24 protein-coding genes and 1 pseudogene are annotated in these 24,278 nt (G+C 73.9%); 19 read left to right on the forward strand and 6 right to left on the reverse strand.

Features of this window, described 5'->3' with window-relative positions; all coding sequences use genetic code 11:
* Window positions 1-5: 5 nt before the first annotated feature.
* The 6 genes from Nocox_RS18130 to Nocox_RS18155 are packed head-to-tail and all read left to right on the forward strand — an operon-like array spanning window position 6 to window position 6,229.
* Window positions 6-839: an ABC transporter permease gene (locus Nocox_RS18130; protein WP_020539993.1), complete on the forward strand. Its 834-nt coding sequence runs from the start codon at window positions 6-8 to the stop codon at window positions 837-839.
* Window positions 826-1,740: an ABC transporter ATP-binding protein gene (locus tag Nocox_RS18135; RefSeq protein ID WP_020539992.1), complete on the forward strand. Its 915-nt coding sequence runs from the start codon at window positions 826-828 to the stop codon at window positions 1,738-1,740. Before Nocox_RS18130 ends, Nocox_RS18135 begins: the two co-directional genes overlap by 14 nt.
* Window positions 1,709-2,536 (forward strand): ATP-binding cassette domain-containing protein, encoded by an 828-nt coding sequence (locus tag Nocox_RS18140; protein WP_020539991.1) that lies wholly within the window; start codon window positions 1,709-1,711, stop codon window positions 2,534-2,536. Before Nocox_RS18135 ends, Nocox_RS18140 begins: the two co-directional genes overlap by 32 nt.
* Window positions 2,527-3,714 carry a M20 family metallopeptidase gene (locus tag Nocox_RS18145; protein WP_020539990.1) on the forward strand — a complete coding sequence of 396 codons (1,188 nt, stop codon included), beginning with the start codon at window positions 2,527-2,529 and terminating at the stop codon, window positions 3,712-3,714. Before Nocox_RS18140 ends, Nocox_RS18145 begins: the two co-directional genes overlap by 10 nt.
* Complete coding sequence (locus Nocox_RS18150; RefSeq protein ID WP_026213699.1) at window positions 3,714-4,805, forward strand: P1 family peptidase; 1,092 nt, start codon at window positions 3,714-3,716, stop codon at window positions 4,803-4,805. The genes Nocox_RS18145 and Nocox_RS18150 overlap by 1 nt, the downstream gene beginning before the upstream one ends.
* Window positions 4,802-6,229 (forward strand): aldehyde dehydrogenase family protein, encoded by a 1,428-nt coding sequence (locus Nocox_RS18155; RefSeq protein WP_020539988.1) that lies wholly within the window; start codon window positions 4,802-4,804, stop codon window positions 6,227-6,229. The genes Nocox_RS18150 and Nocox_RS18155 overlap by 4 nt, the downstream gene beginning before the upstream one ends.
* A gap of 13 nt (window positions 6,230-6,242) precedes the next feature.
* Here the strand turns inward: Nocox_RS18155 and Nocox_RS18160 are convergent, their stop codons facing one another.
* Window positions 6,243-7,004 carry an SDR family NAD(P)-dependent oxidoreductase gene (locus Nocox_RS18160; protein WP_020539987.1) on the reverse strand — a complete coding sequence of 254 codons (762 nt, stop codon included), beginning with the start codon at window positions 7,002-7,004 and terminating at the stop codon, window positions 6,243-6,245.
* 101 nt (window positions 7,005-7,105) lie between these two features.
* Between Nocox_RS18160 and Nocox_RS18165 the strand changes: the two genes are divergently transcribed.
* Window positions 7,106-7,759, forward strand: a complete 654-nt coding sequence (locus tag Nocox_RS18165) for a class I SAM-dependent methyltransferase (protein ID WP_020539986.1) — start codon at window positions 7,106-7,108, stop codon at window positions 7,757-7,759.
* Between the two features lie 172 nt (window positions 7,760-7,931).
* On the opposite strand, the gene Nocox_RS18170 is transcribed toward Nocox_RS18165, so the two are convergent.
* Window positions 7,932-8,489 (reverse strand): GNAT family N-acetyltransferase, encoded by a 558-nt coding sequence (locus tag Nocox_RS18170; RefSeq protein ID WP_020539985.1) that lies wholly within the window; start codon window positions 8,487-8,489, stop codon window positions 7,932-7,934.
* 152 nt (window positions 8,490-8,641) lie between these two features.
* Between Nocox_RS18170 and Nocox_RS18175 the strand changes: the two genes are divergently transcribed.
* Window positions 8,642-8,836, forward strand: a complete 195-nt coding sequence (locus Nocox_RS18175; protein ID WP_020539984.1) for a DUF1918 domain-containing protein — start codon at window positions 8,642-8,644, stop codon at window positions 8,834-8,836.
* On the opposite strand, the gene Nocox_RS18180 is transcribed toward Nocox_RS18175, so the two are convergent.
* On the reverse strand, window positions 8,788-9,363 hold the full coding sequence (locus tag Nocox_RS18180; RefSeq protein ID WP_246649874.1) for a type II toxin-antitoxin system prevent-host-death family antitoxin: 576 nt from the start codon (window positions 9,361-9,363) through the stop codon (window positions 8,788-8,790). The two genes, Nocox_RS18175 and Nocox_RS18180, sit on opposite strands and share 49 nt — an antisense overlap.
* Window positions 9,364-9,695: 332 nt before the next feature.
* Here Nocox_RS18180 and Nocox_RS18185 point away from each other — a divergent pair.
* A pseudogene (locus Nocox_RS18185) lies at window positions 9,696-10,930 on the forward strand (RNA-guided endonuclease InsQ/TnpB family protein).
* A 284-nt stretch (window positions 10,931-11,214) separates the two neighbouring features.
* Complete coding sequence (locus Nocox_RS18190; protein WP_020539980.1) at window positions 11,215-12,195, forward strand: acetylxylan esterase; 981 nt, start codon at window positions 11,215-11,217, stop codon at window positions 12,193-12,195.
* A gap of 61 nt (window positions 12,196-12,256) precedes the next feature.
* On the opposite strand, the gene Nocox_RS18195 is transcribed toward Nocox_RS18190, so the two are convergent.
* Window positions 12,257-12,544, reverse strand: a complete 288-nt coding sequence (locus Nocox_RS18195; protein WP_020539979.1) for a HesB/IscA family protein — start codon at window positions 12,542-12,544, stop codon at window positions 12,257-12,259.
* Window positions 12,545-12,785: 241 nt separating this feature from the next.
* On the opposite strand from Nocox_RS18195, the gene Nocox_RS18200 reads away from it, so the two are divergent.
* The 3 genes from Nocox_RS18200 to Nocox_RS18210 all read left to right on the forward strand — a co-directional run bounded on the left by Nocox_RS18200 (window position 12,786) and on the right by Nocox_RS18210 (window position 15,150).
* Window positions 12,786-13,988 (forward strand): erythromycin esterase family protein, encoded by a 1,203-nt coding sequence (locus tag Nocox_RS18200; protein ID WP_020539978.1) that lies wholly within the window; start codon window positions 12,786-12,788, stop codon window positions 13,986-13,988.
* Window positions 13,989-14,089: 101 nt separating this feature from the next.
* On the forward strand, window positions 14,090-14,623 hold the full coding sequence (locus Nocox_RS18205; RefSeq protein WP_157382705.1) for a DUF4142 domain-containing protein: 534 nt from the start codon (window positions 14,090-14,092) through the stop codon (window positions 14,621-14,623).
* A 161-nt stretch (window positions 14,624-14,784) separates the two neighbouring features.
* On the forward strand, window positions 14,785-15,150 hold the full coding sequence (locus Nocox_RS18210) for a PRC-barrel domain-containing protein (protein WP_020539976.1): 366 nt from the start codon (window positions 14,785-14,787) through the stop codon (window positions 15,148-15,150).
* A 26-nt stretch (window positions 15,151-15,176) separates the two neighbouring features.
* Here Nocox_RS18210 and Nocox_RS18215 read toward each other — a convergent pair whose 3' ends face one another.
* Window positions 15,177-16,889, reverse strand: a complete 1,713-nt coding sequence (locus Nocox_RS18215; protein ID WP_084685159.1) for an exo-alpha-sialidase — start codon at window positions 16,887-16,889, stop codon at window positions 15,177-15,179.
* 294 nt (window positions 16,890-17,183) lie between these two features.
* Between Nocox_RS18215 and Nocox_RS18220 the strand changes: the two genes are divergently transcribed.
* From Nocox_RS18220 to Nocox_RS18240, 5 genes are all read left to right on the forward strand, one after another.
* On the forward strand, window positions 17,184-18,083 hold the full coding sequence (locus Nocox_RS18220; protein WP_020539974.1) for a hypothetical protein: 900 nt from the start codon (window positions 17,184-17,186) through the stop codon (window positions 18,081-18,083).
* 74 nt (window positions 18,084-18,157) lie between these two features.
* Window positions 18,158-18,409, forward strand: a complete 252-nt coding sequence (locus Nocox_RS18225) for a hypothetical protein (protein ID WP_020539973.1) — start codon at window positions 18,158-18,160, stop codon at window positions 18,407-18,409.
* Between the two features lie 19 nt (window positions 18,410-18,428).
* Window positions 18,429-19,829 (forward strand): FAD-binding oxidoreductase, encoded by a 1,401-nt coding sequence (locus tag Nocox_RS18230; protein WP_084685158.1) that lies wholly within the window; start codon window positions 18,429-18,431, stop codon window positions 19,827-19,829.
* Between the two features lie 98 nt (window positions 19,830-19,927).
* Entirely contained in the window at window positions 19,928-21,562 is a 1,635-nt protein-coding gene (locus Nocox_RS18235) for an MFS transporter (protein ID WP_157382704.1), read from the forward strand.
* A gap of 29 nt (window positions 21,563-21,591) precedes the next feature.
* Entirely contained in the window at window positions 21,592-22,719 is a 1,128-nt protein-coding gene (locus Nocox_RS18240; RefSeq protein WP_020539970.1) for an FAD-dependent monooxygenase, read from the forward strand.
* 119 nt (window positions 22,720-22,838) lie between these two features.
* Here Nocox_RS18240 and Nocox_RS18245 read toward each other — a convergent pair whose 3' ends face one another.
* The gene (locus Nocox_RS18245) at window positions 22,839-23,129 is read right to left on the reverse strand and encodes a hypothetical protein (protein WP_020539969.1); all 291 of its coding nucleotides are present in this window, start codon (window positions 23,127-23,129) and stop codon (window positions 22,839-22,841) included.
* A gap of 128 nt (window positions 23,130-23,257) precedes the next feature.
* On the opposite strand from Nocox_RS18245, the gene Nocox_RS18250 reads away from it, so the two are divergent.
* Entirely contained in the window at window positions 23,258-24,265 is a 1,008-nt protein-coding gene (locus Nocox_RS18250) for a hypothetical protein (protein ID WP_020539968.1), read from the forward strand.
* Window positions 24,266-24,278 lie beyond the last annotated feature (13 nt).

The raw sequence follows: 24,278 nt of genomic DNA on the forward strand, positions 1-24,278 counted from the left end.
CTGCGATGAGAGGCCGGCTCAACGCGGGGCTCGTCGCCGGCGGCGCGCTCGTCGCCGTCGTGGTGCTGGCCGCGCTGGTGTCGTTCGTGTGGACGCCGTACGACCCCACCCTCGTCGACGCCGCCGCCAAGCTCCACGAGCCCGGCGGCGGCCACCTGCTCGGCGCCGACAAGTTCGGCCGCGACACGCTCAGCCAGCTCATGGTCGGCGCCCGCACCACCCTCTACGTCGGCATCGTCGCCGTCGGCATCGCCGCGCTGCTCGGCACGCCGCTCGGCGTGCTCGCCGGGATGACGCCGCACGGCTGGCTGTCGGAGCTGGTCATGCGGGTCAACGACCTCGTCTTCGCCTTCCCCGCGCTGCTGCTGGCCGTCATGCTCGGCGCGGTCTACGGGGCGGGGACGCTCACCGCGATGATCGCCATCGGGGTGGCCACGGTGCCCGCCTTCGCCCGGGTGGCCCGCGCCGCCACGCTCCAGGTCATGGTCACCGACTACGTCCTCGCCGCCCGCGCCGCCGGCCGCCGCGGCGGCGCCGTCGCGCTGCGGCACGTGCTGCCGAACATCTCCTCCGTGCTCATCGTCCAGGCGTCGGTGTCGTTCGCCATCGCCATCCTGGCCGAGGCGGCGCTGTCGTTCCTCGGCTTCGGCACCCGCCCGCCCACCCCCTCCTGGGGACGGATGCTCCAGGAGTCGCAGGAGCTGCTGTTCTCCACCCCGCGCCTCGCGCTGTGGCCGGGCCTGGCCATCGCGCTCGCCGTGCTCGGCTTCAACCTGCTCGGCGACGGCCTGCGCGACTTCCTCGACCCCAAGCTGAGGAGGATCCGTGCTGACGGTTGACGGGCTCGGCGTCCGGGCCGGCTCCACCGAGCTGGTGCGCGAGGTGTCGTTCGCGATCGGGCCGGGCGAGCGGGTCGGGCTGATCGGCGAGTCAGGCTCCGGCAAGTCGCTGACCGCGCTGTCGCTCATGGGCCTGCTGCCCGAGGGCGTCACCGCCACCGGGCGCGCCACGCTCGCCGGCCGCGACCTGCTCGGCGTGCCCGAGAGGCGGCTCAAGCGGCTGCGCGGCCGGGACCTGTCGATGGTCTTCCAGGAGCCCATGACCGCGCTCAACCCGCTCATGCGGATCGGCGCCCAGGTCGCCGAGGTCATGACCCTGCACGGCCGGGGCCGCCGCGAGGCCCGCGCCCGCGCCGTCGAACTGCTCGGACGGGTACGGCTGCCCGAGCCCGAGCACCTCGCCCGCGCCTACCCCCACCAGCTCTCCGGCGGCCAGCGCCAGCGCGTCATGCTCGCCATCGCCCTCGCCAACGAGCCCGAGCTGCTCATCTGCGACGAGCCCACCACGGCGCTCGACGTCACCGTGCAGAAGCGGATGCTCGACCTCATCGCCGAGGTCGCGCCCGCGCTGCTGTTCATCACCCACGACCTCGCCGTGGTCGCCGCCGTCTGCGAACGGGTCCTCGTCATGTACGGCGGCCGCGTCGTCGAGTCCGGCCCCATCCGCGAGGTGTTCACCCGGCCCCGCCACCGCTACACCGAAGGGCTGCTGGCCGCCTCCCGGCTCACCCCGCGCGGCACCCGCCTGCCCACCATCAGCGGCGGCGTCCCCGCGGCCGGGCACTTCCCGGACGGCTGCGTCTTCAGGAACCGCTGCCCGCACGCCGACGCGCAGTGCGAGACGGCCCCCGCGCTGACAGGAGAAGGCCATGCCCACGCGTGCCGGCACCCCGCCGGCTGACCGCCCGGAGCCCGAGCCCCTCATCGAGGCGCGCGGGCTGAGCCGCGTCTACCGCCGCCCCCGTACCTCCCTGCTGCGGCCGGGCGCCGCCGTCCACGCGCTGCGCGACGTCTCGCTGACGGTCGGCAGGGGCGAGCGGTACGGCATCGTCGGCGAGTCGGGCTCCGGCAAGTCCACCCTGCTGCGCCTGCTGTGCGCCCTCGACCGGCCCACCGCCGGCACCATCGCCTTCGACGGGCGGCCGGTCACCGGCCGGCCCGAGCGGAGCCTGCGCTTCCTGCGGGAGAACCTGCAGATCGTCTTCCAGGACCCGATGAGCTCGCTCGACCCCCGCATGCGGGTGCGCGACCTCGTCGCCGAGCCGCTCGTCGCCCTCGGCCTGCCCGTCGGCGGGCGGGTCGCCGAGCTGCTGGACGCGGTCGGCCTGCCCGCCGGGGCCGCCGACCGCTACCCGCACCAGTTCTCCGGCGGCCAGCGCCAGCGCATCGCCATCGCCCGCGCCCTCGCGCCCCGCCCGAAGGCGCTGGTCGCCGACGAGCCCGTCAGCGCGCTGGACGTCTCCGTACGCGGGCAGATACTCAACCTGCTGGCCGACCTCGTCGACGAGCTCGGGCTGACGCTCGTGTTCGTCTCGCACGACCTGTCCGTGGTGCGGCACGTGTGCGAGACGGTCGCCGTCATGCACCAAGGCGAGATCGTCGAGAGCGGGCCGGTGGACGAGGTGTGGGCCGCCCCGGCACACCCCTACACCCGGGCGCTGCTGGAGGCCGTACCGACGCTGGAGGAATGGACGTGATCGAGGTCGACGCCGCCGGAGTGGTGGAGTTCACGAGGGAGCTGGTGCGCGTCCCCAGCACCAACGACCCCGGACGGCGCGAACGGGCCGCCGCCGAGCTCGTGGCGGCCAGGATGCGCGCGTGGGGCTGGGAGCCCGCCTGGTACGAGGTGGAGCCCGACCGGCCCAACGTGGTCGCCGTGGTCGAGGGCGGCGGCGGCGACGGGCCGACGCTCATGTTCGAGGGCCACACCGACGTCGTCACCGAGGGCGACCTGGCGGAGTGGACCGTCGACCCGTTCGGCGGCGAGATCCGCGACGGCCGGCTGTGGGGGAGGGGCAGCGCCGACATGAAGTCCGGCCTCGCCGCCACCCTGTACGCCACCCGCGCCCTGCAGCTCGCCGGCCCGTTCCCCGGCCGGATCAAGGTGTGCGCCCTGGCCGACGAGGAAGGGCTCATGATCGGCGCCCACCACTTCGTCGCCGAAGGGCTCGCCGCCGACGTGGACGGCGCCATCGTCGCCGAGCCCGAGGCCGGCGAGATCTGCGCCGTCGCCAAGGGCGCGCTGCGGCTGCGCGTGGACCTCACCGGCAAGATGGCGCACGGCGCCATGCCGCAGCACGGCCGCAACCCGATCGCCGCCGCGGGGCCGCTGCTCGTGGGGCTCGCCGAGCTGCAGGAGGAGCTGCAGCGGCGGCATCCGGCCCACGAGCACCTCGGCGAGGTCTACGTCACGCCGACCGTGCTGCGAGCCGGTTCGACGGCGCAGGTCAACGTCATCCCCGCCACCGCCTCCGTCTTCGTGGACGTGCGGACGGTGCCCGGCGTCGAGCACAAGGACGTCGCCGACCGGGTGTCCGCCCTCGCCTCCCGCGCCGCCCGCGACGGGATCGCCGCCGAGGTGTCGGTGCTGGTGGACCGGCCGCCCGTGGACGTGCCCGTGACCGACCCGGTGGTGGCCGCGCTGGCCGCCGCCCACCGGGCGGTCACCGGGGAGGAGCCCGTGTACGGCGGGGTGCCCGGCTCGACCGACGGCACCGTGCTCACGCACTGGGGCGGCGTCCCGTCCGTCGTGTACGGGCCGGGCGGCAAGTGGATCGCCCACCAGGCCGACGAGTACGTGGAGATCGACGACATCGTCCGCTGTACCCGCGTCTTCGCCGAGGCGGCACGCCGGTTCCTCACGGGCGGCCACTGATGCGGCCAGGCGCCACGAACTCGCTGGTGGACGTGGCCGGACTGCGCGTCGGGCACGCCCACCGCGTCGGCGGCGGCTACCGCACCGGCACCACCGTCGTCCTCGCCCCGCCCGGCGGCGCGGTCGCCGGCGTGGACGTGCGCGGGGCCGCGCCCGGCACCCGGGAGACCGAGCTGCTCGACCCGCGCAACCTCGTCGAGCGGGTGCACGCCGTGGTGCTCACGGGCGGCAGCGCGTACGGGCTGAGCGCGGCCTGCGGCGTGATGGACCGGCTGGCGGAGGCCGGGATCGGATACCCGGTGGAGGGCGGCGTCGTGCCCATCGTGCCCGCCGCCGTCATCTTCGACCTGGGCCGGGGCGGCACCTTCCGCGCCACCCCCGACGCCACCTTCGGCACCGCCGCCCACGCCGCCGCCCTCCACCCGCACGGCCCGCCGGCACCTCGCCCGTACGGCGCCCCGTGGGGGACCGGGAACGGCGGCGGGGCGGAGGTGTTCGGTGGTGCGCATCCGGCGGCCAGCGGGTCCGTCGGGGCGGGAGCCGGGGCGGTGGCGGGCGGGCTGGCCGGCGGGGTCGGCACGGCGAGCGCCGTCCTGCCCGGCGGCGCCACCGTGGCCGCCCTGACCGTGGCCAACCCGTCAGGATCCGTGCTCGACCCCGTGGACGGCACCCTCGCCGGCGCCCGCTACGGCCTGCCCGGCGAGTTCGGCCACCTCCACCCCCCGGCCCGCGCCGAGGCCGCCGCCTGGCGGCCCCCGAACCGGCCCTCGTTCAACACCACGATCGGCGTCGTCGCCACCGACCGCGCCCTCACCAAGGCCCAGTGCGGCAAGCTGGCCGCCGTGGCCCACGACGGCCTGGCCCGGGCGATCCGCCCCGCCCACACCATGACGGACGGCGACACCATCTTCGCCCTGGCGACCTGCGCCGGCCCCGCCCCCGGCCACGACGAGTTCCAGGAGATCCTGGCCGCCGCCGCGGACGCCTTCGCCCGCGCCGTCGCGCACGCCGTGCTCGCCGCGACCGGCCGCGAGGACGCGCCCGCCTACCTCGACGTGTTTCCGAGCGCCATCACCAGGGGGACCCCATGACCTTTGACCCGGCCTGGCCCGGCGGGCTGCCCATCGGCGACGGCTGGACCGGCGCCGGCGCGACCGCGCCCGTCACGTTCCCGTACGACGGCAGCCTCGTCGCCGACGCCCCCCTCGGCACCCCCGAGCACGCCGCCCGCGCCCTCGACGAGGCACTGGCCGTGGCCCCCGCCATGGCGGCGCTCCCGTCCCACGCCCGCCGCGCCGCGCTCACCGGGGCGTGCGCCGCCGTCGAGGAACGCCGCGAGGAGTTCGAGCGCCTGCTCGTCCTGGAGACCGGCAAGCCGCTCGCCGACTGCAGGGTCGAGGTGGCGCGCACGCTGGTCACCCTGACGACGGCCGCCGAGGAGGTCGCCCGCCTGCACGGCGAGACCGTCCCGCTCGACCTGCTGCCCTCCGGCGAGGGACTGATCGGGTTCTGGACGCGGCGGCCGATCGGCGTCGTCGTCGGCATCACCGGCTTCAACTATCCGCTGCTGCTGGCCGCCCACAAGATCGCGCCCGCCGTGGCGGCGGGCTGCCCGGTGATCGTCAAGCCCGCCCCGGCCACCCCGCTCGCCACGCTCTGGCTGGTCCACCTGCTGCGCTCCACCGGCGCGCTGCCCGCCGCCGCCGTCCAGCTCGTGACCGGCGACGTCGAGGTGGGCCGGCGGCTGGTCGAGGACCGGCGGATCGGCGCGGTGTCGTTCACCGGCTCGGCCGCCGCCGGGCACGCCATCGCCCGCGCCGCCGCCCCCACGAAGGTCCTCCTGGAGCTCGGCTCGAACGCGGCGCTGCTCGTCGCCGCCGACGCCGACCTGGAGGCCGCCGCCGACGCCGTCGTGCGCGGCGGCTACTACGCCTCGGGGCAGGCGTGCATCTCGGTGCAGCGGGTGCTGGTCGAGGAGCCGGTCGCGGGGGAGTTCCTGTCCCTGCTGGCCGCGCGGGTCGAGGACGTCGCCGTCGGCGACCCCCGCCTGCCCGGCACGCGGGTCGCCCCGCTCATCGGCGAGGCGGCCACCGAGCGCGTCCTGGAGTGGATCGCCGCGTCGGGCGCGCGCGTCGTGGCCGGCGGGCGCCGCGACGGGCGGGCCATCGTCCCCACCGTCCTCGCGGACGTCCCCGACGGGGCCGCCGCGTGGGACGAGGAGATCTTCGGGCCGGTGGTGTGCGTACGCCCGGTGCCCGACCTGGAGGCCGCCTTCGCCGCCGTCAACCGCTCCCGGTACGGCCTGCACGCGGCGGTGTTCACCCGGTCGCTGGCGACGGCGTTCGCGGCCGTCGACCGGATCGAGGCCGGGGGTGTCGTGGTCAACGACGTGCCGGGGTTCCGGGCGGACAACATGCCGTACGGCGGCGTCAAGGACTCCGGGACCGGACGGGAGGGGCCGCGCTTCGCCATCGAGGAGCTGACCGTCACCCGGATGGCGATCATCCGCCCCTGACGCCCGGGGCGGCTCAGTTGGGCGGGTCGAAGCGGCCGTCCACGGCGGTCCAGCCGCCGTCCACGTACAGCACCGAGCCGGTGACGAAGCTGGCCGCGTCGCCGGCCAGGTAGACCACGGCGCCCGCCATCTCCTCCGCCGACGCCCACCGGCCGAGCGCGGACTTGGCGGCGTAGGCGGCGTACCAGTCGGGATGCTCCTTGATCTGGCGGGTCAGCGGCGTCTCGACGACGCCGGGGGCGACGGCGTTGACGCGCACGCCGTACGGGCCGAACTCGGCGGCGGCCGTGCGCAGCAGCTGCACCAGGCCCGCCTTCGTGGCCGCGTACGCGCTCTGCCCCGGCTCCGTCACCGACGCCCGGATGGACGCGAACCCGATGATCGAGCCGCGCCGCCGTTCCACCATGCCGGCGCCGAACGCCCGTACGACGTCGAACGACGCCCGCAGGTTGAGCCGCACCACCCGGTCGAACTCCTCGCCGGTGTAGTCGAGCAGCCGCTTGCGCACGTTCGTCGCGGCGGTGAACACCAGCACGTCGGCCGGCTCCTCGGCGGCGGCCGTCCGTACGGCGTCGGGGTCCAGCACGTCCAGCAGCCGCGCGGCGCCCCCGCAGGCGTCGGCGCTCTCCTGGGCCGCCTCCAGGTTCCGGTCCGCGCACACGACGGACGCGCCGTGCGCGGCCAGCGCCAGCGCCGCCTCCCTGCCGATGCCGCTGCCCGCCCCGATCACCACGGCACGCCGCCCGTCCAGGCGGAACAGCCCGTCATATCCCATGAGGGCACCCTAGCGACTGGTCAGACCAGTGCACCAGGTTGCGCGGCGGCCGAATGCCGCCGCCGCCGGGAACTGTCGGTGCCGTCCGGAAGGATGACGCCATGACACACTCCGGCACGCACCCCGGCACGGCGGCCTTCTGGGACGCCGCCGCCGGCACGTTCGACGAGGAGGCGGATCACGGCCTGCGCGACCCCCGTGTCCGCGCCGCCTGGGCCGCGCGCCTGGCCGCGTGGCTGCCGCCCGGGGACGGGCGGCTCGACACGCTCGACCTCGGCTGCGGCACGGGCTCGCTGTCGCTGCTGCTGGCCGAGGCGGGTCATCGGGTGACGGGGGTCGATCTCGCGCCGCGCATGGTGGAGCGGGCGCGGGCCAAGCTCGCCGGCACCGGCGCCGTCGTGACGGTGGGCGACGCCGCCGCGCCTCCGGTGGGGGAGCGGCGCTTCGACGTGGTGCTGTCCCGCCATCTCGTCTGGGCCCTGCCCCGGCCGGAGGAGGCGCTGGCCCGCTGGGCGGGGCTGCTGCGCTCCGGCGGCCGGCTCGTCCTCGTCGAGGGCCGCTGGAGCAATGTCCCCCGCCGCGAGGGCACGCCCTGGGACGGCGGGGTCACCGCGACCGAGCTGGTGGCCGCGCTGCGCCGGCTCCCCGTCCCGCTGACGGACCTCCAGGTCGACCCCCTCACCGACCCCCTCCTGTGGGGCAAGGAGATCACCGACGAACGCTACGCCGTGACAGCGACCAGAGCACCGACGTAGGCGGCCCCGCCGCCGGAAAAGGCGGAGCCCAGGAGAGGCGGTTCCGGGGGAGACGGGTCAGGCGGACACGGGGTCAAGAGGAGACGGCTCAAGAGGAGACGGCTCAAGGGGAGACGCGGTCAAGGGGAGACGCGGTCAAGGGGAGACGCGGTCAAGGGGGGACGGGGCGGGGTCAGGCGGGGACGGGGTGTGGGTGGCCGGGGCGTGGGTGGTTGGGGAGGAGTTCGTATTCGACCTCGCCCTGGTCCGAGCCCTCGATCGGGTCGGGCCAGTCCTCGTGGAAGGTGCGCACGAGCCGCATGCCGCACTTCTCCATGACCCGCCGCGACCGCAGGTTGACCGCCATCGTCTGGGCGAAGACCCGGCGCGCCCCCAGCTCCCCGAACGCCCTGTCGATGAGCGCCAGCGAGCCCTCCGTCGCGTACCCCTTCCCCCAGGCCGCCCGGTGCAGCCGGTAGCCCAGCTCCAGCTCGTCGGCCGGCCCGCCCTCGGCGGGGCGCAGGTGGAACCAGCCGAGGAAGTCGCCCGACGCCTTCTCGACGGCCGCGTGGAAGTCGCCGCGGACGAACCGCGGCAGGGTCTCCCCGACGATCCGCTCGCGCGGCACCGGCTTGCCGCCGTTGAGGTGGCGCATGACCTCGGCGTCGTTGTGCAGGGCGACCAGGTGGTCGGCGTCGGCGGTGGTGAAGGGGCGCAGGATCAGCCGCGCGGTTTCCAGAGGAGCGTCCACCGGGCACACGGTAGCCGCCTGTGTGTCCCGTTCTCGACCGGTTTTTCGCGCCGGGCGTGCTCCGCGTCGCCCGGCTTTCCTGGACGGCCGGGCTGGTGCACTGTGGGAGCAGGCACCAGCACTCGTCCGAGCCCGTCCGGAAGGAACCGCTCATGCAGGCGAACGTCGGTGACATCTTGCTCGTCCACGGCAACGTCGTCGGCCAGGCCGACCGCAAGGCCGTGATCGTGGAGGTACGCGGCGCCGACGGAGCGCCGCCCTACGTGGTCCGCTTCGGCGACGGCCACACGCAGTTCGTCTACCCGGGCCCCGACGCGGTGGTCCTGCCGGGGGAGCCGTCCGGCTGACCCGGCGGCGGCTCGGCGAGGGAACGCAGCGCCTGCGCGGCGTCGCGCCCCGACCCGGCCGCGACCTGGGTGCCGCCGGGGTCGCGGGCGATGGCGACGATCAGCCCGCCCACCGGGTCGCGGCCCAGCGTGACCGTGTGGCCGTCGGCGAGCAGCGCGTCGGCGTCCGGGCGGCGCGGCACGGCGGGCGGCTCCAGCAGCAGGCGGGCCGCGATCAGCGCCGCGACGGGGGTGCGGTGGCGGGTGAGGAGCACGGGCTCGTCGTCGTACGGTCCGGCGACCTGGCGGACGAGGTCGCCGAGCTTCGAGCGGGCCGTGGACAGCGACACGACCGGCAGCCCGGTCAGCACTCCGGCCACCCGCGACAGCGGCACCAGCGCCGCCCACTCCCAGCGTTCGCGGGTGATCAGGCTGACCCGGCCGTTCCTGGCGGCGTCGACGAGCGCGCCCCAGCGGGCGCGCGCGTCCTCGACGGCGACGGGTGTGCCGAGCCGGGCCACGAGCTCCTCGTAGGAGGGCCGCTCCATCTCGATCACCGGTCATCCATGTTGATCACCGGTGAATCGTAAGGTTCCTTACAGAAGCTCGCCAACCCCGCGGCCCGCGCTCAGGGGAGGGAGCGGCCGATGCGGAGGCGGAGCCGGTCGCCGTGGCGGGCGGCCTCGCTCACGCTCCACAGCTGCTCGTCGACGACCGTTCCCTGGGCCGTCATCGGAAAACTCCGAGGAAACCCCCGCCTTCAGGCGGGGGAGGAATCGGACCCCTGCGGAGCAGGACAGGGGCAGCTGATTCGCCACAAGGCGAACCGGTGTCTCGAACACGCACACGATGCTCAGCTGATCGCGGCAGAATGTGAGATGTGGCGCAGATCGTGAAGCGGGCCTACAAGTACCGCTTCTACCCGACCCCCGAGCAGGCCGGCGAGCTTGCCCGGACGTTCGGCTGCATCCGCCTCGTCTACAACAAGGCTCTGGAGGAGCGGACCCGCGCCTACACCCTGGAAGGGCGTCGCATCTCCTACGCGGAGTCGTCGGCGATGCTCACAGCGTGGAAGCGCAGCGGCGACTACGACTTCCTGTCCGAGGTGTCGTCGGTCCCTCTTCAGCAGGCGCTTCGCCACCTTCAGGCCGGGTTCGCGAACTTCTTCGCCAAGCGCGCCGAGTACCCGACGTTCAAGAGCAAGAAGAAGTCGCGCCTGTCGGCGGAGTACACCCGCTCGGCGTTCCGCTGGCGGGACGGAACCTTGACGCTGGCGAAGATGGGCGCGCCGCTGGACATCGTGTGGTCGCGCTCCCTTCCCGAGGGTGCCGAGCCGTCCACGGTGACGGTGTCGAAGGACTCGGCGGGCCGCTGGTTCGTGTCCCTGCTGGTGGAGGAGAAGATCAGTCCTCTCCCGCCGGTGAGGCAGAACGTGGGCGTGGACGCGGGCATCACCGCTCTGGCCACGCTCTCGACCGGGGAGAAGGTCGTCAACCCGCGTCACGAGCGCCGCGACCGGCGCAGGATGGCCAAGGCTCAGCGGGTTCTCGCCCGTAAGGAGAAGGGCAGCAACAACCGGGCCAAGGCCAGGCTGAAGGTCGCCAAGGTCCACGCCCGGATCACCGACCGCAGGAGAGATCACCTGCACAAGGTCACGACACGGCTTGTTCGCGAGAACCAAACGATCGCCGTGGAAGACCTGACCGTCCGCAACATGGTCCGCAACCACAGCCTGGCCCGCGCCATCTCGGACGCGTCCTGGCGGGAACTCCTCTCCATGCTGAAGTACAAGGCCGCCTGGTACGGGCGGACGCTGGTGGCGGTGGACCGCTGGTTCCCCTCCTCCAAGCTGTGCTCGGCGTGCGGGGCCTTGCAAGACAAGTTGCCGCTGAACATCCGCGCATGGACGTGCGCCTGCGGCGCGGTCCACGACCGGGACGTGAACGCGGCCAAGAACGTGCTCGCCGCCGGGCTGGCGGAGAGCTGAAACGCCTGTGGAGCTGGTGTAAGACCTCAACGAGAGTCCTCTCGGGCGGGCGACCGGCTGCGAAACAGGAACCCTCACGGGTGACCGTGGGAATCCCCCTCCTCCAGGAGGGGGAGGATGTCAAGTAGCCGCCCACGCGCCCCGTGCAGTGCAGGAGCTGCGCCCGCGACTCGGTGTCGCCGCCGAAGACGACGAGGAAGTCGTCGGTGCCGGCGGGGGCGTCCAGGACGAGGCCGGGGGACAGGTGGGAGTGGGGGACCGTGATGACGTACTGGCTGGCGTATTCGCTCACGAGGAGAGCCACTACCCCGGCAGGCCGGGGCGAGACGCCTCAGTCACCGGTGGCGGGATACCGCTTTCCTGGCTTATGGGGTGAAATATCACCATCGTTCCACCAGCTATGGGAGCATCCGTGCCACTGTTCGACCTGCCGCTCGACGAGCTTCGCGCCTACCGCCCCGACCGCGACGAGCCCGCCGACTTCGACGACTTCTGGGCCCGCACGCTGGCCGAGGCCAGGGAGCACGACCTGGCGGCCGCCTACACGCCCTACGACCTGCCCCTCGCCGCCGTCGAGGTGTACGAGGCGTCGTTCGCGGGCTGGGGCGGCCACCGCATCAACGGCTGGTTCCTGCTGCCGCGCGGCGCCGACGGCCCGGTGCCGTGCGTCATGCACTACATCGGCTACAGCGGCGGTCGCGGCTTCCCCAAGGACCACCTGCTGTGGCCCTCGGCCGGGTACGCGGTGTTCGTCATGGAGACCCGCGGCCACGGCGGTGCGAACGTCGGCAGCCCCGGCACCACGCCCGACCCCCACGGCGGCGCGAACCCACAGGCTCCCGGCATGATGACCCGGGGCATCCTCGACCCCGAGGACTACTACTACCGCCGCGTGTTCACCGACGCCGTCCGGGCCGTGGACGCGGTGCTGGAGCACCCGGCGGTGGACGGGAGCAGGATCGTCGTCTCCGGCGGCAGCCAGGGCGGCGGCATCGCGCAGGCGACGGCCGCGCTGCATCCGGCGGTCAAGGCGGCGCTGGTCGACGTGCCGTTCCTGACACACTTCCGGCGGGCGGTCGAGATCACCGGGCGGGATCCGTACCAGGAGCTGGTCCGCTTCATGGCGACCCGCAGGGACAGCGCCGAGCAGGTCTTCCGGACGCTGGCGTACTTCGACGGGATGAACTTCGCCGCGCGGGGCCGGGTGCCCGCGCTCTACTCGGTGGCGCTGATGGACGACGTGTGCCCGCCGTCCACGGTGTTCGCCGCCTACAACCACTGGCAGGGGCCGAAGGAGATCGTCGTGTGGCCCTGGAACAACCACGAGGGCGGCGGCGGGTACCAGAGCGAGGAGCAGGTGCGCTACCTCCACAAGCTGCTCACCACCGGCTGAGCCGGCGCGTGGGGCCGCCCCCCGCCGGGCCGCGGCTCAAGGAGCCCGGCGGGGGCCCGCCTCACATGCCCTGTTCGGTGACCAGGAAGGACACGCTCCCCTGGTCGTCCGCTCCGGCGTCGAGAGATTTGTCGTCCAGCACGGTCGCGGCCACCGGATCGAGGTAGACGCGGGCGCCGTCGGACTCGACGACCGCGTCCGCCGGTTCCGGCGCGGTGGCCAGGGACAGGGTGAGCGCGCTGGCGCCCTCACCCTCCGACGAGATGCGGATCCCGCTCTGTGCGGGCTCCGGCGCGGTCGCGGTGAGATCGCGGATCGCCTGGGCTGCGTTGGCTGTCAGGGTGAGCACTACGGCTCCTCCTCACGGTCGACGTTCAGGAGTCAGCCACCCTTCCCCCTCGATCGGGGCTCAACCCTCGCGACCCGCGTCTTTACCCGGAACCCGGTGCGGCGGCGCGGACGGCGGGCCGCGAGCCAGGCGAGTCAAGTGACACCCCCGCGTGGTTCCTCCCGATTGAAGGTGGAACGCCGCCGAAGCGGGAAAAGCGGGTCAAAGTTTCAACCAGAGGTTCAACGATACCGTTGAAGACATGACAACTGGCATCAAGGACGTCACCCGTCCGCTCGACGCGGCCTCCGTCATGGCCCTGCTGGGACGCCGCCCCCGCGTGCTCGCCGTCGGAGAGCCCACCCACCTGGAGGACACCCTCCTCGACGTGCGCAACGAGCTGTTCAGGCAGCTCGTCGAGCAGGAGGGCTACCGCGCGATCGCGCTGGAGAGCGACTGCCTGATGGGCCTGGTCGTGGACGACTACGTCACCTCGGGCGTGGGCACCCTCGACGAGGTCATGGAGCGCGGCTTCAGCCACGAGTGGGGCGCCCTGGAGGGCAACCGCGCGCTCGTCCGCTGGATGCGCGAGCACAACGCCGGCCGGCCGGCGGCCGAGCAGGTGCGCTTCACCGCCTTCGACAGCCCGACGGAGATCACCCACGCGGCGAGCCCCCGGCAGGCGCTCATGGGGCTGCACGGCTACCTCGCGTCCCACGTGGAGGCCGCCCTGCTCCCGTGCGCCGCCGATGCCCTCGACCGGCTGATCGGCGCCGACGAGCGCTGGACCGAGCAGGCCGCGATGCGGGACCCGTCGCGGTCCGTGGGCCACTCGGCCGAGGCCGCGGAGCTGCGGCTGCTCGCCGACGACCTGGTGGCGCTGCTCGACGCGCAGACGCCGCACCTGCTCGCCGCGACCACGCCGGACGACTGGGACCGGGCCCGCCTGTACGGCCGGGCCGCCGTCGGCCTGCTGCGCTACCACGCCCGCATGGCCGGCACCGGCCCGGCCAGGATGACGGGGCTGGTGGCCCAGCGGGACGCCATGATGGCCGCCAACCTCCTCGCCTTCGCCGAGCGCCGCCCCACCTTCGTCTACTCCCACAACCTGCACCTCACGCGGGCGCCGGGCACGATGCGGATGGACACGGGCCCGGTGCGGTGGTGGAGCGCCGGCGGGCTCGTCGAGGCCCGCCTCGGCGCCGACTACGCCTTCCTCGCCACCGCCGTCGGCACGATCCGCCACCGCGGCGTGGACACCCCGCCGGCGGTCACGGTCGAGGGGCTGCTGCACGCCCTGCCGGAGGACCACTTCCTGGTGGACGCGCGCGGCCTGGCCGCCGTCCTCGGCGGCGCGCCGCCCGCGGTCCGGGAGTCGCCGTACTTCGGCTACTTCCCGCTGGACCCGGCCCATCTGGACCTGATCGACGGGCTCGTGTACGTCAGGGACCTGCCGAGGGCCTGACCCCGGGCGGGGACGCGCCGGGCGGCGCAATGCGGGGACGTGACGGCGAGGACGGTTACTGTGCGTAGTGGATCAGTGTCGCCATCGTCATAGGAATGCTCATGCGTACTCGCCGCCTGACCCTTTTGCTGGCCGCCGCCGCCCTCGTGGGGTGCGGGACCGTACCGACGAACACCGCGGGGGTGGCTCCGCAGACCACCGCGCCGCCGTCCGACCTGGACAAGACCTGGCTGCGTACCATCCACCAGGGCAACATGGCCGAGGTCCAGGCCGGCCGCCTGGCGGAGGCCAAGGGCACCACCAAGCAGGTGAAGTCGATCGGCAAGATGCTGGTCGACGACCACACCGCGCTGGACGTGAAGGTCACCCAGCTCGCCGGCCGGCTCGGCGTGGACCTGCCGACCTCGCCCACCGCCGACCAGAAGGAGCTGTCGACCAAGCTGCGCGAGGACACGGGCGCCGACTTCGACCAGGACTTCGTGGCCGGGATGACGAAGGCTCACACCGCCGCGATCAGGGCCACCAAGCAGCAGATCGACAAGGGCACCTCGCAGGAGGTGGTGGCGCTGGCGAAGGAGGCCGAGCCGCAGCTCAAGGAGCACCTGGCGGCCCTGCGCAAGGCGCACGGCGGCTGATCCGCCCGCGCTCCTGGCGGGGCCGCGGGCCGGGCGCGCCGCGCCCGGCCCGCGGCGGTGCGGTACCGGACGAAAACTCCTCCCCACGAGGTGTGGTTTTGTGGGTATTTGGGGTACTTGTCCAGTTTGACGCAAAGGGTCACCGCATCAGGGGGTAGCTCGTGGCCACGCAGACGGAGATCCGCACGCTGCTGGAATGCCACGTCGTCGGCTGCGACGGCGAGCCGCTCGGCAGGGTGGGACAGGTCTATCTCAACGACCACACCGGCCGCGCGGAATGGGTGACCGTGTGCGGCGGATTCCTCGGTATGCGGCAGACCTTCGTGCCGCTCGCCGGCAGCCACCGCACAGGCGAAGAAATCACCGTCGCCTTCGACGGGGAGAAAGTCAGGGACGCGCCGCACGTCGCCGTGGACGGCCTGCTGACCGTCGCGGAGGAAATTCGGCTCAATCGCCATTACGGAATCGGCTCGGCCGTCCCGGCGCCGCGAACGGGCGGCCACGACCGGCTCGACCTGGACACCTGACAGCCATGTCCGACAGGCGGAAAACGTCACGGTGAGGCGTAGAGCTCGACCTCGTTGAGCATCGCGCACGACGCGCCGATTTCCTCGTCGCAATCGCCGGAAGGCTCGACCACGATTTTCACGTGCCGGCCGTCCGCCGATATCGGCTCATAACGCAGCGCGTAATCCGTGCGGCCGGCAATGGTGAGCACCGGCTCGCCCCACGAGCGCCCGTCACGCGAGACGTACACGCGGGCCCCGGCCGGATGCCCCGGGCGCAGGCTCAGCCCGGCCAGGGTGAACCGGTACCGCCGGTCCAGGTGCAGCACGTACGAGCCGGGACCGCCCGCGGCGACCGCGCTCGACCAGTAGCGGGTGCTGCCGTCCAGGGCGGCCGCCGGGCGGGTGCGCGGCCGGCCGCGGCCGGTCCAGCGCATGGTCGTGGACACCGTCAGGTCGCCGCGCCGGAGCATCGCGCCCAGGTCCAGGCGGCCGGGCGCGGGCGGGGCGAGGTCGTACAGGCGGCGCTTGATCGCGTACCGGCCGCCCTGCTCGAAACGGCCGTGCGCGGGGCAGGCCGTCTCGTCGAGCGAGTGGTCCGGCCGCACCCCGGCCAGCTTGCAGTTGTCCACCACCTGGATCAGCCGGTGCGGCCCGACCGCCGCGACGCCGGTGTAGCCGGACGAGCCGTGGGTGTCCCACACGCCGTCCCGGTTGTGGTAGGTCACGCGCGGCTCTCCCCACTCGTAGCCCAGGCCGTTGCGGGAGACGGCCAGCCAGTTGTCGGGGCGGCCCGCGCTCAGCACGAGCATCCCGTCCGGCATGAGCAGCAGGCGCGGCGCGACGCCCCGCACCACGCAGTCCATGCCGGCGAAGCGCAGCCCGGCCGGCCGCGTCCAGGTCCGGCCGCCGTCGGCCGAGCGGGCCTGGCTCAGCGTCGCGTACCCGCCGCCGTCGCGGCGGATCACCGCCAGCAGGGTGCCGTCCATGACCTGCGCCAGCGCGGCCTCGGTGTAGCCGTACCCGGCCTCCTCCGGGCGGGCGATCACGCCGCGCCGCTCGAAGGTCCGGCCGCCGTCGGAGCTGGCGTAGACCTCGGCCTGGTACGCCCCCGTGTCCAGGTAGCGGGCGTAGACCGTGATCAGGATCGTCCCGTCGGCGAGCTGCACCGGCGTGCCGTGCGCGGCCCCGCCGGGCAGCAGCTCGTCCGGCGTGCCCAGGGTCGCCACCGAGCGCAGCCAGTCCTCGCCGTCGTCGGCGACGTCCGAGGTCAGCACCCCCAGGCTCGCCGTGTGCGGCCCGGTCCGCTCCGGGTAGTACTCGGTCGCGAAGTAGCGCCCGTCCAGCAGCTCGACCGGCGACTCGCGCAGCGGCGTGGCCGCCGGCGGGCCGAACGTGACGCCGCCGTCGGTGGACACGGCGGCCTCGCTGGTGAGGGTGACGACCTTGTCGACGTTCGTGGTGAACGTGGTGATCACCTTCTGCTCGGGCCGGCCGTCCCGCCCGGCGACGTCGAGGACGGACACGTTCGGGAAACCCGCGAAGTCCAGCCGCTCCAGGTCGGCCGGCTCCCGCTCGGCGGGCGGCGGATGCGGATGAATCCAGTCGAGTGAGGAAGCAGTGGCGATCAGGTTAGGGACGGGCAGCTGGGACTGGTCCGGCAGCAGGCAGTAGCCGCCTCCCGCCTGCGGCGAGCCCGCCGCGGCGGGCAACGCCGAGGCGGCGACCACGGCCGCGACCACGGCTCTGGGCACCGGCACCGTTCCGCTCCTCGTCCTGTCGTCCTCGCGTGGCCGACGGTTCGGACTCTAGATCACTCACCCCCGGCAACCCGGGATTCACCTGCGGGAAGTCGCCGTCGCGCCGCGCTTTCCGCGTCTGCGCCGCCGCAAACATACTGGATGCGTAAAGTGCCAGTTGACAGAAAAGCTCGTCATGCCCACGATCAGAGCGGCACTATTAAGTGTGAATTTACAGAGCTCCGATTCGGCCCGCGGGTCAGGAGGTGGCCTCAGATGAGCGTCGAGCCAAGGGCGGAAGTGGCCCCACAGCGAATGCCGCCTCTCTGGGACGGCACGGCGACGCCGGTGGCGCCCGAGACGGCGGCCCAGCAACGCGTCGTCCACCGCATCTGCGCCCGGGTCGCCCCCGAGGGCGTGGAGATCGGCGTCGGCGAACTGCCACCCGGCGGCCTGCAGGTGTGGATCGACACCCCCGTGCCGCCCGCCCCGCAGGAGGCGTGGGTGCTGCACCACCGCCTGGCCCGCGAGGTGTCGCTGGTCGGCTGGCACTGCGACGCCGACCAGGACCGGCTGCTGGTGCTCGGCTGGAGCGCCGCCTGCCTGCACAACCGGGTACGCCTGCTGCAGAGCGGCCTGCGCCGCCTGACCGGCTTCGAGCAGACCGCCCAGCGGGCCGTCCAGCTCGAAGGCCAGGACCCCGGCGACGCGCCCGCCGCCGAGATCGTCGCCGCCACCTGCGCCTCCATCGAACGCCGGCTGCGCTGGCCGGAGCGGCTGGCCGAGCTCGACGGCTACGAGCGCAGCTCCGGCCTGTCCCACCTGCAGCTCCTGCTCGCCCAGGTCATCGGCCTGGAGGCCAAGGTCGCCGCCGCCTGCGAGGAGCACCTCGTCATGGCGCGGGTGCTCGCCCGCGCGGTGTGCGAGCACCACTCCCGCCACGGCGACCTGCGCCGCGCCCAGCGTGACGTGCTGGGCGAGAACCGCCGCTGGGTGCACGCCAGCTCCATGATCCGCGGCTCGGCCGCCCGTCCGGGCACCCCCGCCGCCGGCCGCCCCCACATGGGGCTCGCCGAACGCCGCATCGCCGCGAGCGTCATCAACCACAGCGTCATCGACAGCGTCATCGACCACGGCGCCCCGCGGGCCACCCCCGCGGCCGTCGCCGCCGCTCCCCTGGCCGGATACGCCGGCCACGAGGAGGGCGCAGGCTGACCCAGACGCCGCTCAAGGGCGAGCGGCCACCCCGGAAGAAACCCCGCCCCACATCCGGTAGGAAAGGCCCCGTCATGCGAACCCCCCCGCACCTGCCCGGACCCGCCAGGCCCGACACCCGCGACGACTCCCGCGACGCTCTCCGTCACAGCCCGCCGCGACCCCGGCGTCACCCGTACGCGCTGCGCGAGTTCCCCGTGCAGTCCCCGCAGCCCGAGATGATCCCCGCGCCCGACCTGTTCGCCGAGCAGCGCCTGCTCGAGATCAGGGACATGTCCCACCAGGCCATCGGCTCCATCGACGACCTGCTCCAGCACACCGCCTGAGAGGAACGGAAGGACGACCATGCAGGAGCTAACGCGAGTCGAGCTGATGCCGCGTGACGTCGGAGGTCACCAGCCACGCTCCATCACCGGCACCGAGTCCCCGCGCACCCTCGACCAGGTCCGCGCCCTCGTCCGCGCCGCCGGCGCCACCCGGCACCGCCTGTACCCGATCAGCACCGGCCGCAACTGGGGCATGGGCTCGGCCATGCCGGTCACCGACGACAACGTCGTCGTCGACCTCAGCGGCATGAACCGCATCCGCGGCATCGACCTCGAGACCGGCTTCGCGGTCATCGAGCCCGGCGTGACGCAGCGGCAGCTCGCCGAGGCGCTGCGCGACACCCCGTGGATGCTGAACGTCACCAACTCCTGTGCCGACACCTCCGTGGTGGGCAACGCACTCGACCGCGGCGACGGCACCTTCCGCTCCCGCGTCCACGACGTGGCCGGCCTCGAAGCCGTGCTCGCCGACGGCAGCGTCGTCACCACCGGCGGGCTCGACCCGGCCGGCCGCTACCACGGCAGGGTTGCCGGGCCCGACCTCACCGCCGCGTTCGTCCAGCACAACCTCGGCATCGTCACCGCCATGGCGATCGCCCTGGTGCCCCGCCCCGAGTCCATCGGCATGGTGTACGGCCGGCTGCCGCGCCACCAGGCCGCGGTCGCTCTGGAGGCGGTCGCCGGGTTCGTCCGCCGCGGCAACCCCGCCGACGGCATGCTCCGCGTGCGCGAGCTGGCGCTCACCCCGTCCCACGGCGACTGGACGCTGCCCGCGGGCGTCGACCTGGACCGCTTCGCCGTCATGGGGCCGCTGCTCGGCACCGCCGCCGCGGTCGAGCTGGCCGAGGAGCTGCTGCGCAAGGCGCTCGCCGAGGTCGAGGGCTCCGAGGAACTGCTCGTGGTGGACCCGACCGAGGTCAAGCCGGACGACCCGCTCTACGCCCGGGCCCTCATGTCGCAGGGCATCCCGACGTGCGCGGGCGTGCGCAAGGCGCTCGGCGTCGCCTCCTGCGAGCAGGTCGACGCCACCGGGCTCGGCTTCCTCGCCCTGATGCCGCTGATGCCCACCGACGCCCGCAGGACCGCGTACATCGTGGACGCCCTGCAGAGCGCCGTGGACGCCCACTCCACCGCCCTCATGGCCGAGTGGAACGTCGTCGGCCGGCACATGGCCAACGGCGTCATCCAGATCTTCTTCGACCGCTCCCGGCCGGACGGCGCCCACCGCGCCCACCAGCTCCGCAACGACGGCAACTGCGTCCTGCGCGGCAACGGCTGCGCCATCTACCGCTCCGACATCGACCACGCCGCGGCCGACGTCTGGTCCGAGACCAGCACCGCCAGCCTCGGCATGCTCCACCGGCTCAAGACGGCGCTCGACCCCGACGGCCTGCTCTCGCCCGGCCGCTACGGCGCCTGAACCGCGCGGACCCGCGCACTTCCCGTACCACGGAACAGCCCATCCCGCCGGCCCGCGCGGCCGGCGAGGACCACTGATAGTGAGTTGGAGGTGACCACGTGCGTTCGTCACCGGCACGGGGGACGAGCACGGCCGTCCTGAGCCGCCGCCAGGGCGTCATGCTGCGCCTGGTCGGCGCGGGCGTCATGCTGACCGTGATGGCCGACACCACGGCCACCACCCTGGCCGTCGGGGTGCTCCGCTACACGCCGGCCGGCGCCGGCATGCCCCTCGGCGACCTCGTCTGGCTGACCAGCGCGGCGTTCATCCCGATCGCGGCGCTGCTGGCCACGGCCGGCCGCTGGGCCGACCTGTTCGGCCGCCGCCGGGTGCTGGCCGTCGGTCTGGTGGTGTTCGTGCTGGGCGGCGTCGCCACGGTGGCCGCCGACTCCTGGTCGTACGTCCTCGCGGCGCGGGCCGTCCAAGGGGCGGGCGCCGCCGCGATGATCCCGGCCAGCCTCGGGCTGCTGCTCGGCGAACTGCCGGAGAGCGAGCGGCGCGGCGCGATCGCGCTGTGGAGCTCAGCCTCCGGGCTGGGCTGCCTGCTCATGCAGGCGGGCGGCGGCTGGCTGGCCGCCGCCGTGGACTGGCGGATGCTGTTCGTCCCCGACGTCGTCATCGGCGTCGTGCTCCTCGTCGCCTGCCTCGCGCTGCCCCCCGGCAAGCGGGCCGGCGCGCGCGGCCTGCCTGACGTGCTCGGCGCGTGGCTGCTCGCCGCCGGCATCGCGGTCGTCGTCCTCGCCATCTCCAAGGCCATGGCCTGGGGCACGGACGTGGCGTGGCTGGGGCTGGCCGCCCTCCTCCTGATCGGCGGGGCGCTCGCCCAGGCCCGCCACCACCGGCTGCCCGCCATCGACCTCGCGCTGTGGCGCCGGCCCAGGTTCGTCTGGGGCTGGCTGGCGACCTGGGGGTTCGGCGCGCTGTCGTACGGGCTGCTGACCGTGCAGCCGCTCTACCTGCTCCACCTCGGCTACCCCATGCTGGAGGTGGCCATGTGGCTGACGCCCACGTCCGTCGCCGTCGTCGTGACGAGCTACCTGGCCGGAAAGCTCGTCAAGCACATCGGCCCGTACGGGCTCATCTACGCCGGGTCGCTGCTGTGCGGCGGCGCGTGCGTACTCGTCCTGACCCAGGCAGGGCCGACCGTGTGGGGCCTGATCGCCAGCGTGATAGTGGGCATGGGCGTGGGCGCGCTCGCGCCCGGCACGTCGGTGGCCACCACCCTGGCCGCCCGCCCCCACCAGTACGCCTCCGCCGTCGGCGCGGCCACCATGGCCCGCATGGTCGGCGGGGCCGTCGGCGTCGCCGTCGTCTCGCTCGTCATCGACCACCCGGCGCTGATCGGCGGCTTCGGCGGCCTGGCCGGCGCGATCGCGATGTGCGTGGCCATCTCGGTGCTCATCGGCGCGCTCGCCCTCACCAAGATCACCCGGGTGCGGACCGACCCCGGCGACGTCATGGTGAAGGTGCCGCGCCGGATGCTGCTGGAGCTGCGCATGACCCTCGCCACCGTGGCGGCGGAGGCCGACGCGCTGCTGCCCGCCGAGACCCGCGCCCTGCCCATGGACCAGCCCGTCGGCACGCCCGTCGGGTCGCCCGCCACCCCGCCCGCCAACCCGCCCGTCCACGCCGTCCCGCGGCCCCGCGCGGCCGACTCAGGCCCGTTCGCGAGCAGCCGCGGGAATCCGAACTAGATCCAGAACCACCGAAAGGGCTCCTCGTCATGGCAACCACATCGTGCGACGTAGCCATCGTCGGCGCCGGGCTCGGCGGCTGTTTCCTCGCCATGCTCCTCCGCCGCCGCGGGCAGAACGTCGTCGTCATCGAACAGGGACCGTCGATCCCCAGCGCGGGCGCGGACTTCCTCAAGCCCCCCGGACTGCGGGTGCTGGCCCGGCACGGGCTGGCGGACCTCGTCGGGCGCCATGGCCTCAGGCGCGACCACATCCGCTACTACCACGACGGCGACCCGATCCAGGACTGCCGCTTCCCCGACGGCGGCTTCCTCATCCGCCCCTACAGGGAGCTGGTCGAGCTCATCTACACGTGCTGCGCGGTGGAGGGCGTGGAGTTCTGGTTCGGCGCCGAGATCGGCGACATCGCCGTCGGCGAGGGAGGAGTGGAGGAGCTGACGCTCGCCGACGGCCGCCGGCTGCGGGCCGGGGCCGTCGTGGGCGCGGACGGCACCAGATCCCTGGTGCGCCAGGCGCTCGGCATCGAGCAGGTCACGCTGCCGTACGAGCGGCTGATCATGCGCGTGGCCACGGTGCCGCTGACCGAGAGCGCCGCCCGGCTCAACCGGCTCTACTTCAGCTCCGACGGCTGGCTCGCCTACTTCTACCCGCTCGGCGCCGAGCAGACCAGGGTGTTCGTCGGCCTGCCGCCCGAGCGCGACGAGGAGATCTTCCAGGACGGCATCCCCGCCCTCGTGGACGAGCTGAAGAAGTTCGTCTCCGAGAGCTCCGACGCCTTCGACAGCCTCCAGACCGCCGCGTGGCAGCGGATCAAGGTCTCGGCCATGCGGGTCGCCGCCTACCACCGCGGCAACGCCGCCCTGCTGGGCTCGGCCGCGTTCGCCTGCCACCCCATGACGGGGATGGGGATGAGCTACACGCTGCGCGACGCGGAGATCCTGGCCGACGTCATCTGCGCGGCCGGCGGCGACCCCGTCCTGCTGGACCGGCTGATGCACGAACGCTACGAGCCGCGCGGGAACGCCCACCGCCGGCTCATCGACTACGGCGACGCCCTCGCCGCCACCTTCCACGACCGCGACGCCTATCTCGCCGCCTTCCGGGAGGACCTGCACACCCGGGGCGAGGCCGCCGAGCCCGCGCTCCAGCTCATCTGACGTCCGGAGCCGCGCCCCCGCCGTCCGCCATTCCCACAACCGATGAAGGCCGTCCCTCCGCGGGGCAGCCCGATCACCCCAGGCGGCGGGGGCGTCGTCACGCCCGCCGCCGTCCCGGGTCAGGAGGTGATGACCAGCTCGGTGCCGTCGAAGTCCTCGCGCACCTCGTGCCCGGCGCGCACCAGGACGGTACGCAGCGCGAGCCGGACCGCCGAGCGCACCGTCGCGTACTTCACCAGGCGGTCGGCGGCGGTGCCCCACGTCACGATCACCCCGCGCGCCGGATCGTGCCACACGCCGAGCCCGCCGTCCGCCGACAGCAGGGACGGCTCGACGGTGAAACCAGCCTCCGTCAGCTCCCGGCGGACCACGAGCTCCAGGTCCGGGCCCGCCTTCGAGGCGTCGTCCATGTGCAAGCGCTGCCCCCTCCGCCCGGCCGCGAACGCGCGGACAGGCGAGTGTCCCGCGCGAGAATGCGGGTTGTGGCTCCCCCGTCATCATCGGGGGAGACCGGCGGGGACGGAGAGAGGGGACGGGGATGCGGGTCGAAGAGGCCAGGCGGCTGGCGCGCCGGTGGGTGCGCGAGGAGGGGGCCGCGCTGCCGGGGTTCGGCGGCGCGTTCCTGACGGGCTCCGCGCTGTGGGCGGACCCGTCCGACGAGCTGCCCGCCACCTCCGACGTGGACGTCATGGTGATCGCCGATCCGCCCGTCAGGATCGGCAAGTTCCGCTACGAGGGCGTCCTGCTGGAGGTCTCCGCCATCCCCGCGATCGGCGGCCCCCGCGAGGTGCTCGGCGACTACCACCTGGCCGGCAGCCTGCACCTGCCCGGCGTCCTGGCCGACCCCACCGGGCGGCTGGAACGGCTGCAGCGGCTGGTCGCCCGCGGCTTCGCCGAGCGCCGGTGGATCCTCGCCCGCTGCGAGGACGCCCTGGGCCGGATCCGCGACCGGCTGGGCGCACTCGACGCCGCCGCGCCGCTGCCCGCCCAGGTCATGGCGTGGCTGTTCGGCACCGGGGTGACCGCGCACGTGCCGCTGGTGGCCGCGCTGCGCAACCCCACCGTCCGCAAGCGGTACGCCGCCGTGCGCGACCTGCTCGCCGCGCACGGCCGCCTCGACCGGCACGAGGAGCTGCTGGACCTGCTGGGCTGCGGCGAGATGAGCCCCGGGAGGGTGTCGCGGCACCTGACCGCGCTGGAGGCCGTCTTCGACGCGGCCACGGAGGCCGACGCCCCCGGCTACCCGTACGCCTCCGACCTCACGCCCGCCGCCCGGCCGGTGGCCGTCGACGGCGGACGGGAGCTCGTCGCCCGCGGCCTGCACCGCGAGGCGGTCTTCTGGCTGGCCGCCACCTACGCCCGCTGCCTGGCCAAGCGGGCCATGGCCGGGCTGGGCGGATACGAGGACGGGCTGCTGGAGCTGCTCGACGACCTGGGCGCGGGCACGCCCGGCGAGCGCCGCCGCCGCGCGGACCGTGTCCTCGCCGCGCTGCCCGCCCTGCGGCGGACCGCCGTCTCCCTGATCCGGGACCCGGCGCGCTCGTGACGGCCGGGGGGCG

The organism is Nonomuraea coxensis DSM 45129 (assembly GCF_019397265.1).
GTDB classification, from domain to species: domain Bacteria; phylum Actinomycetota; class Actinomycetes; order Streptosporangiales; family Streptosporangiaceae; genus Nonomuraea; species Nonomuraea coxensis.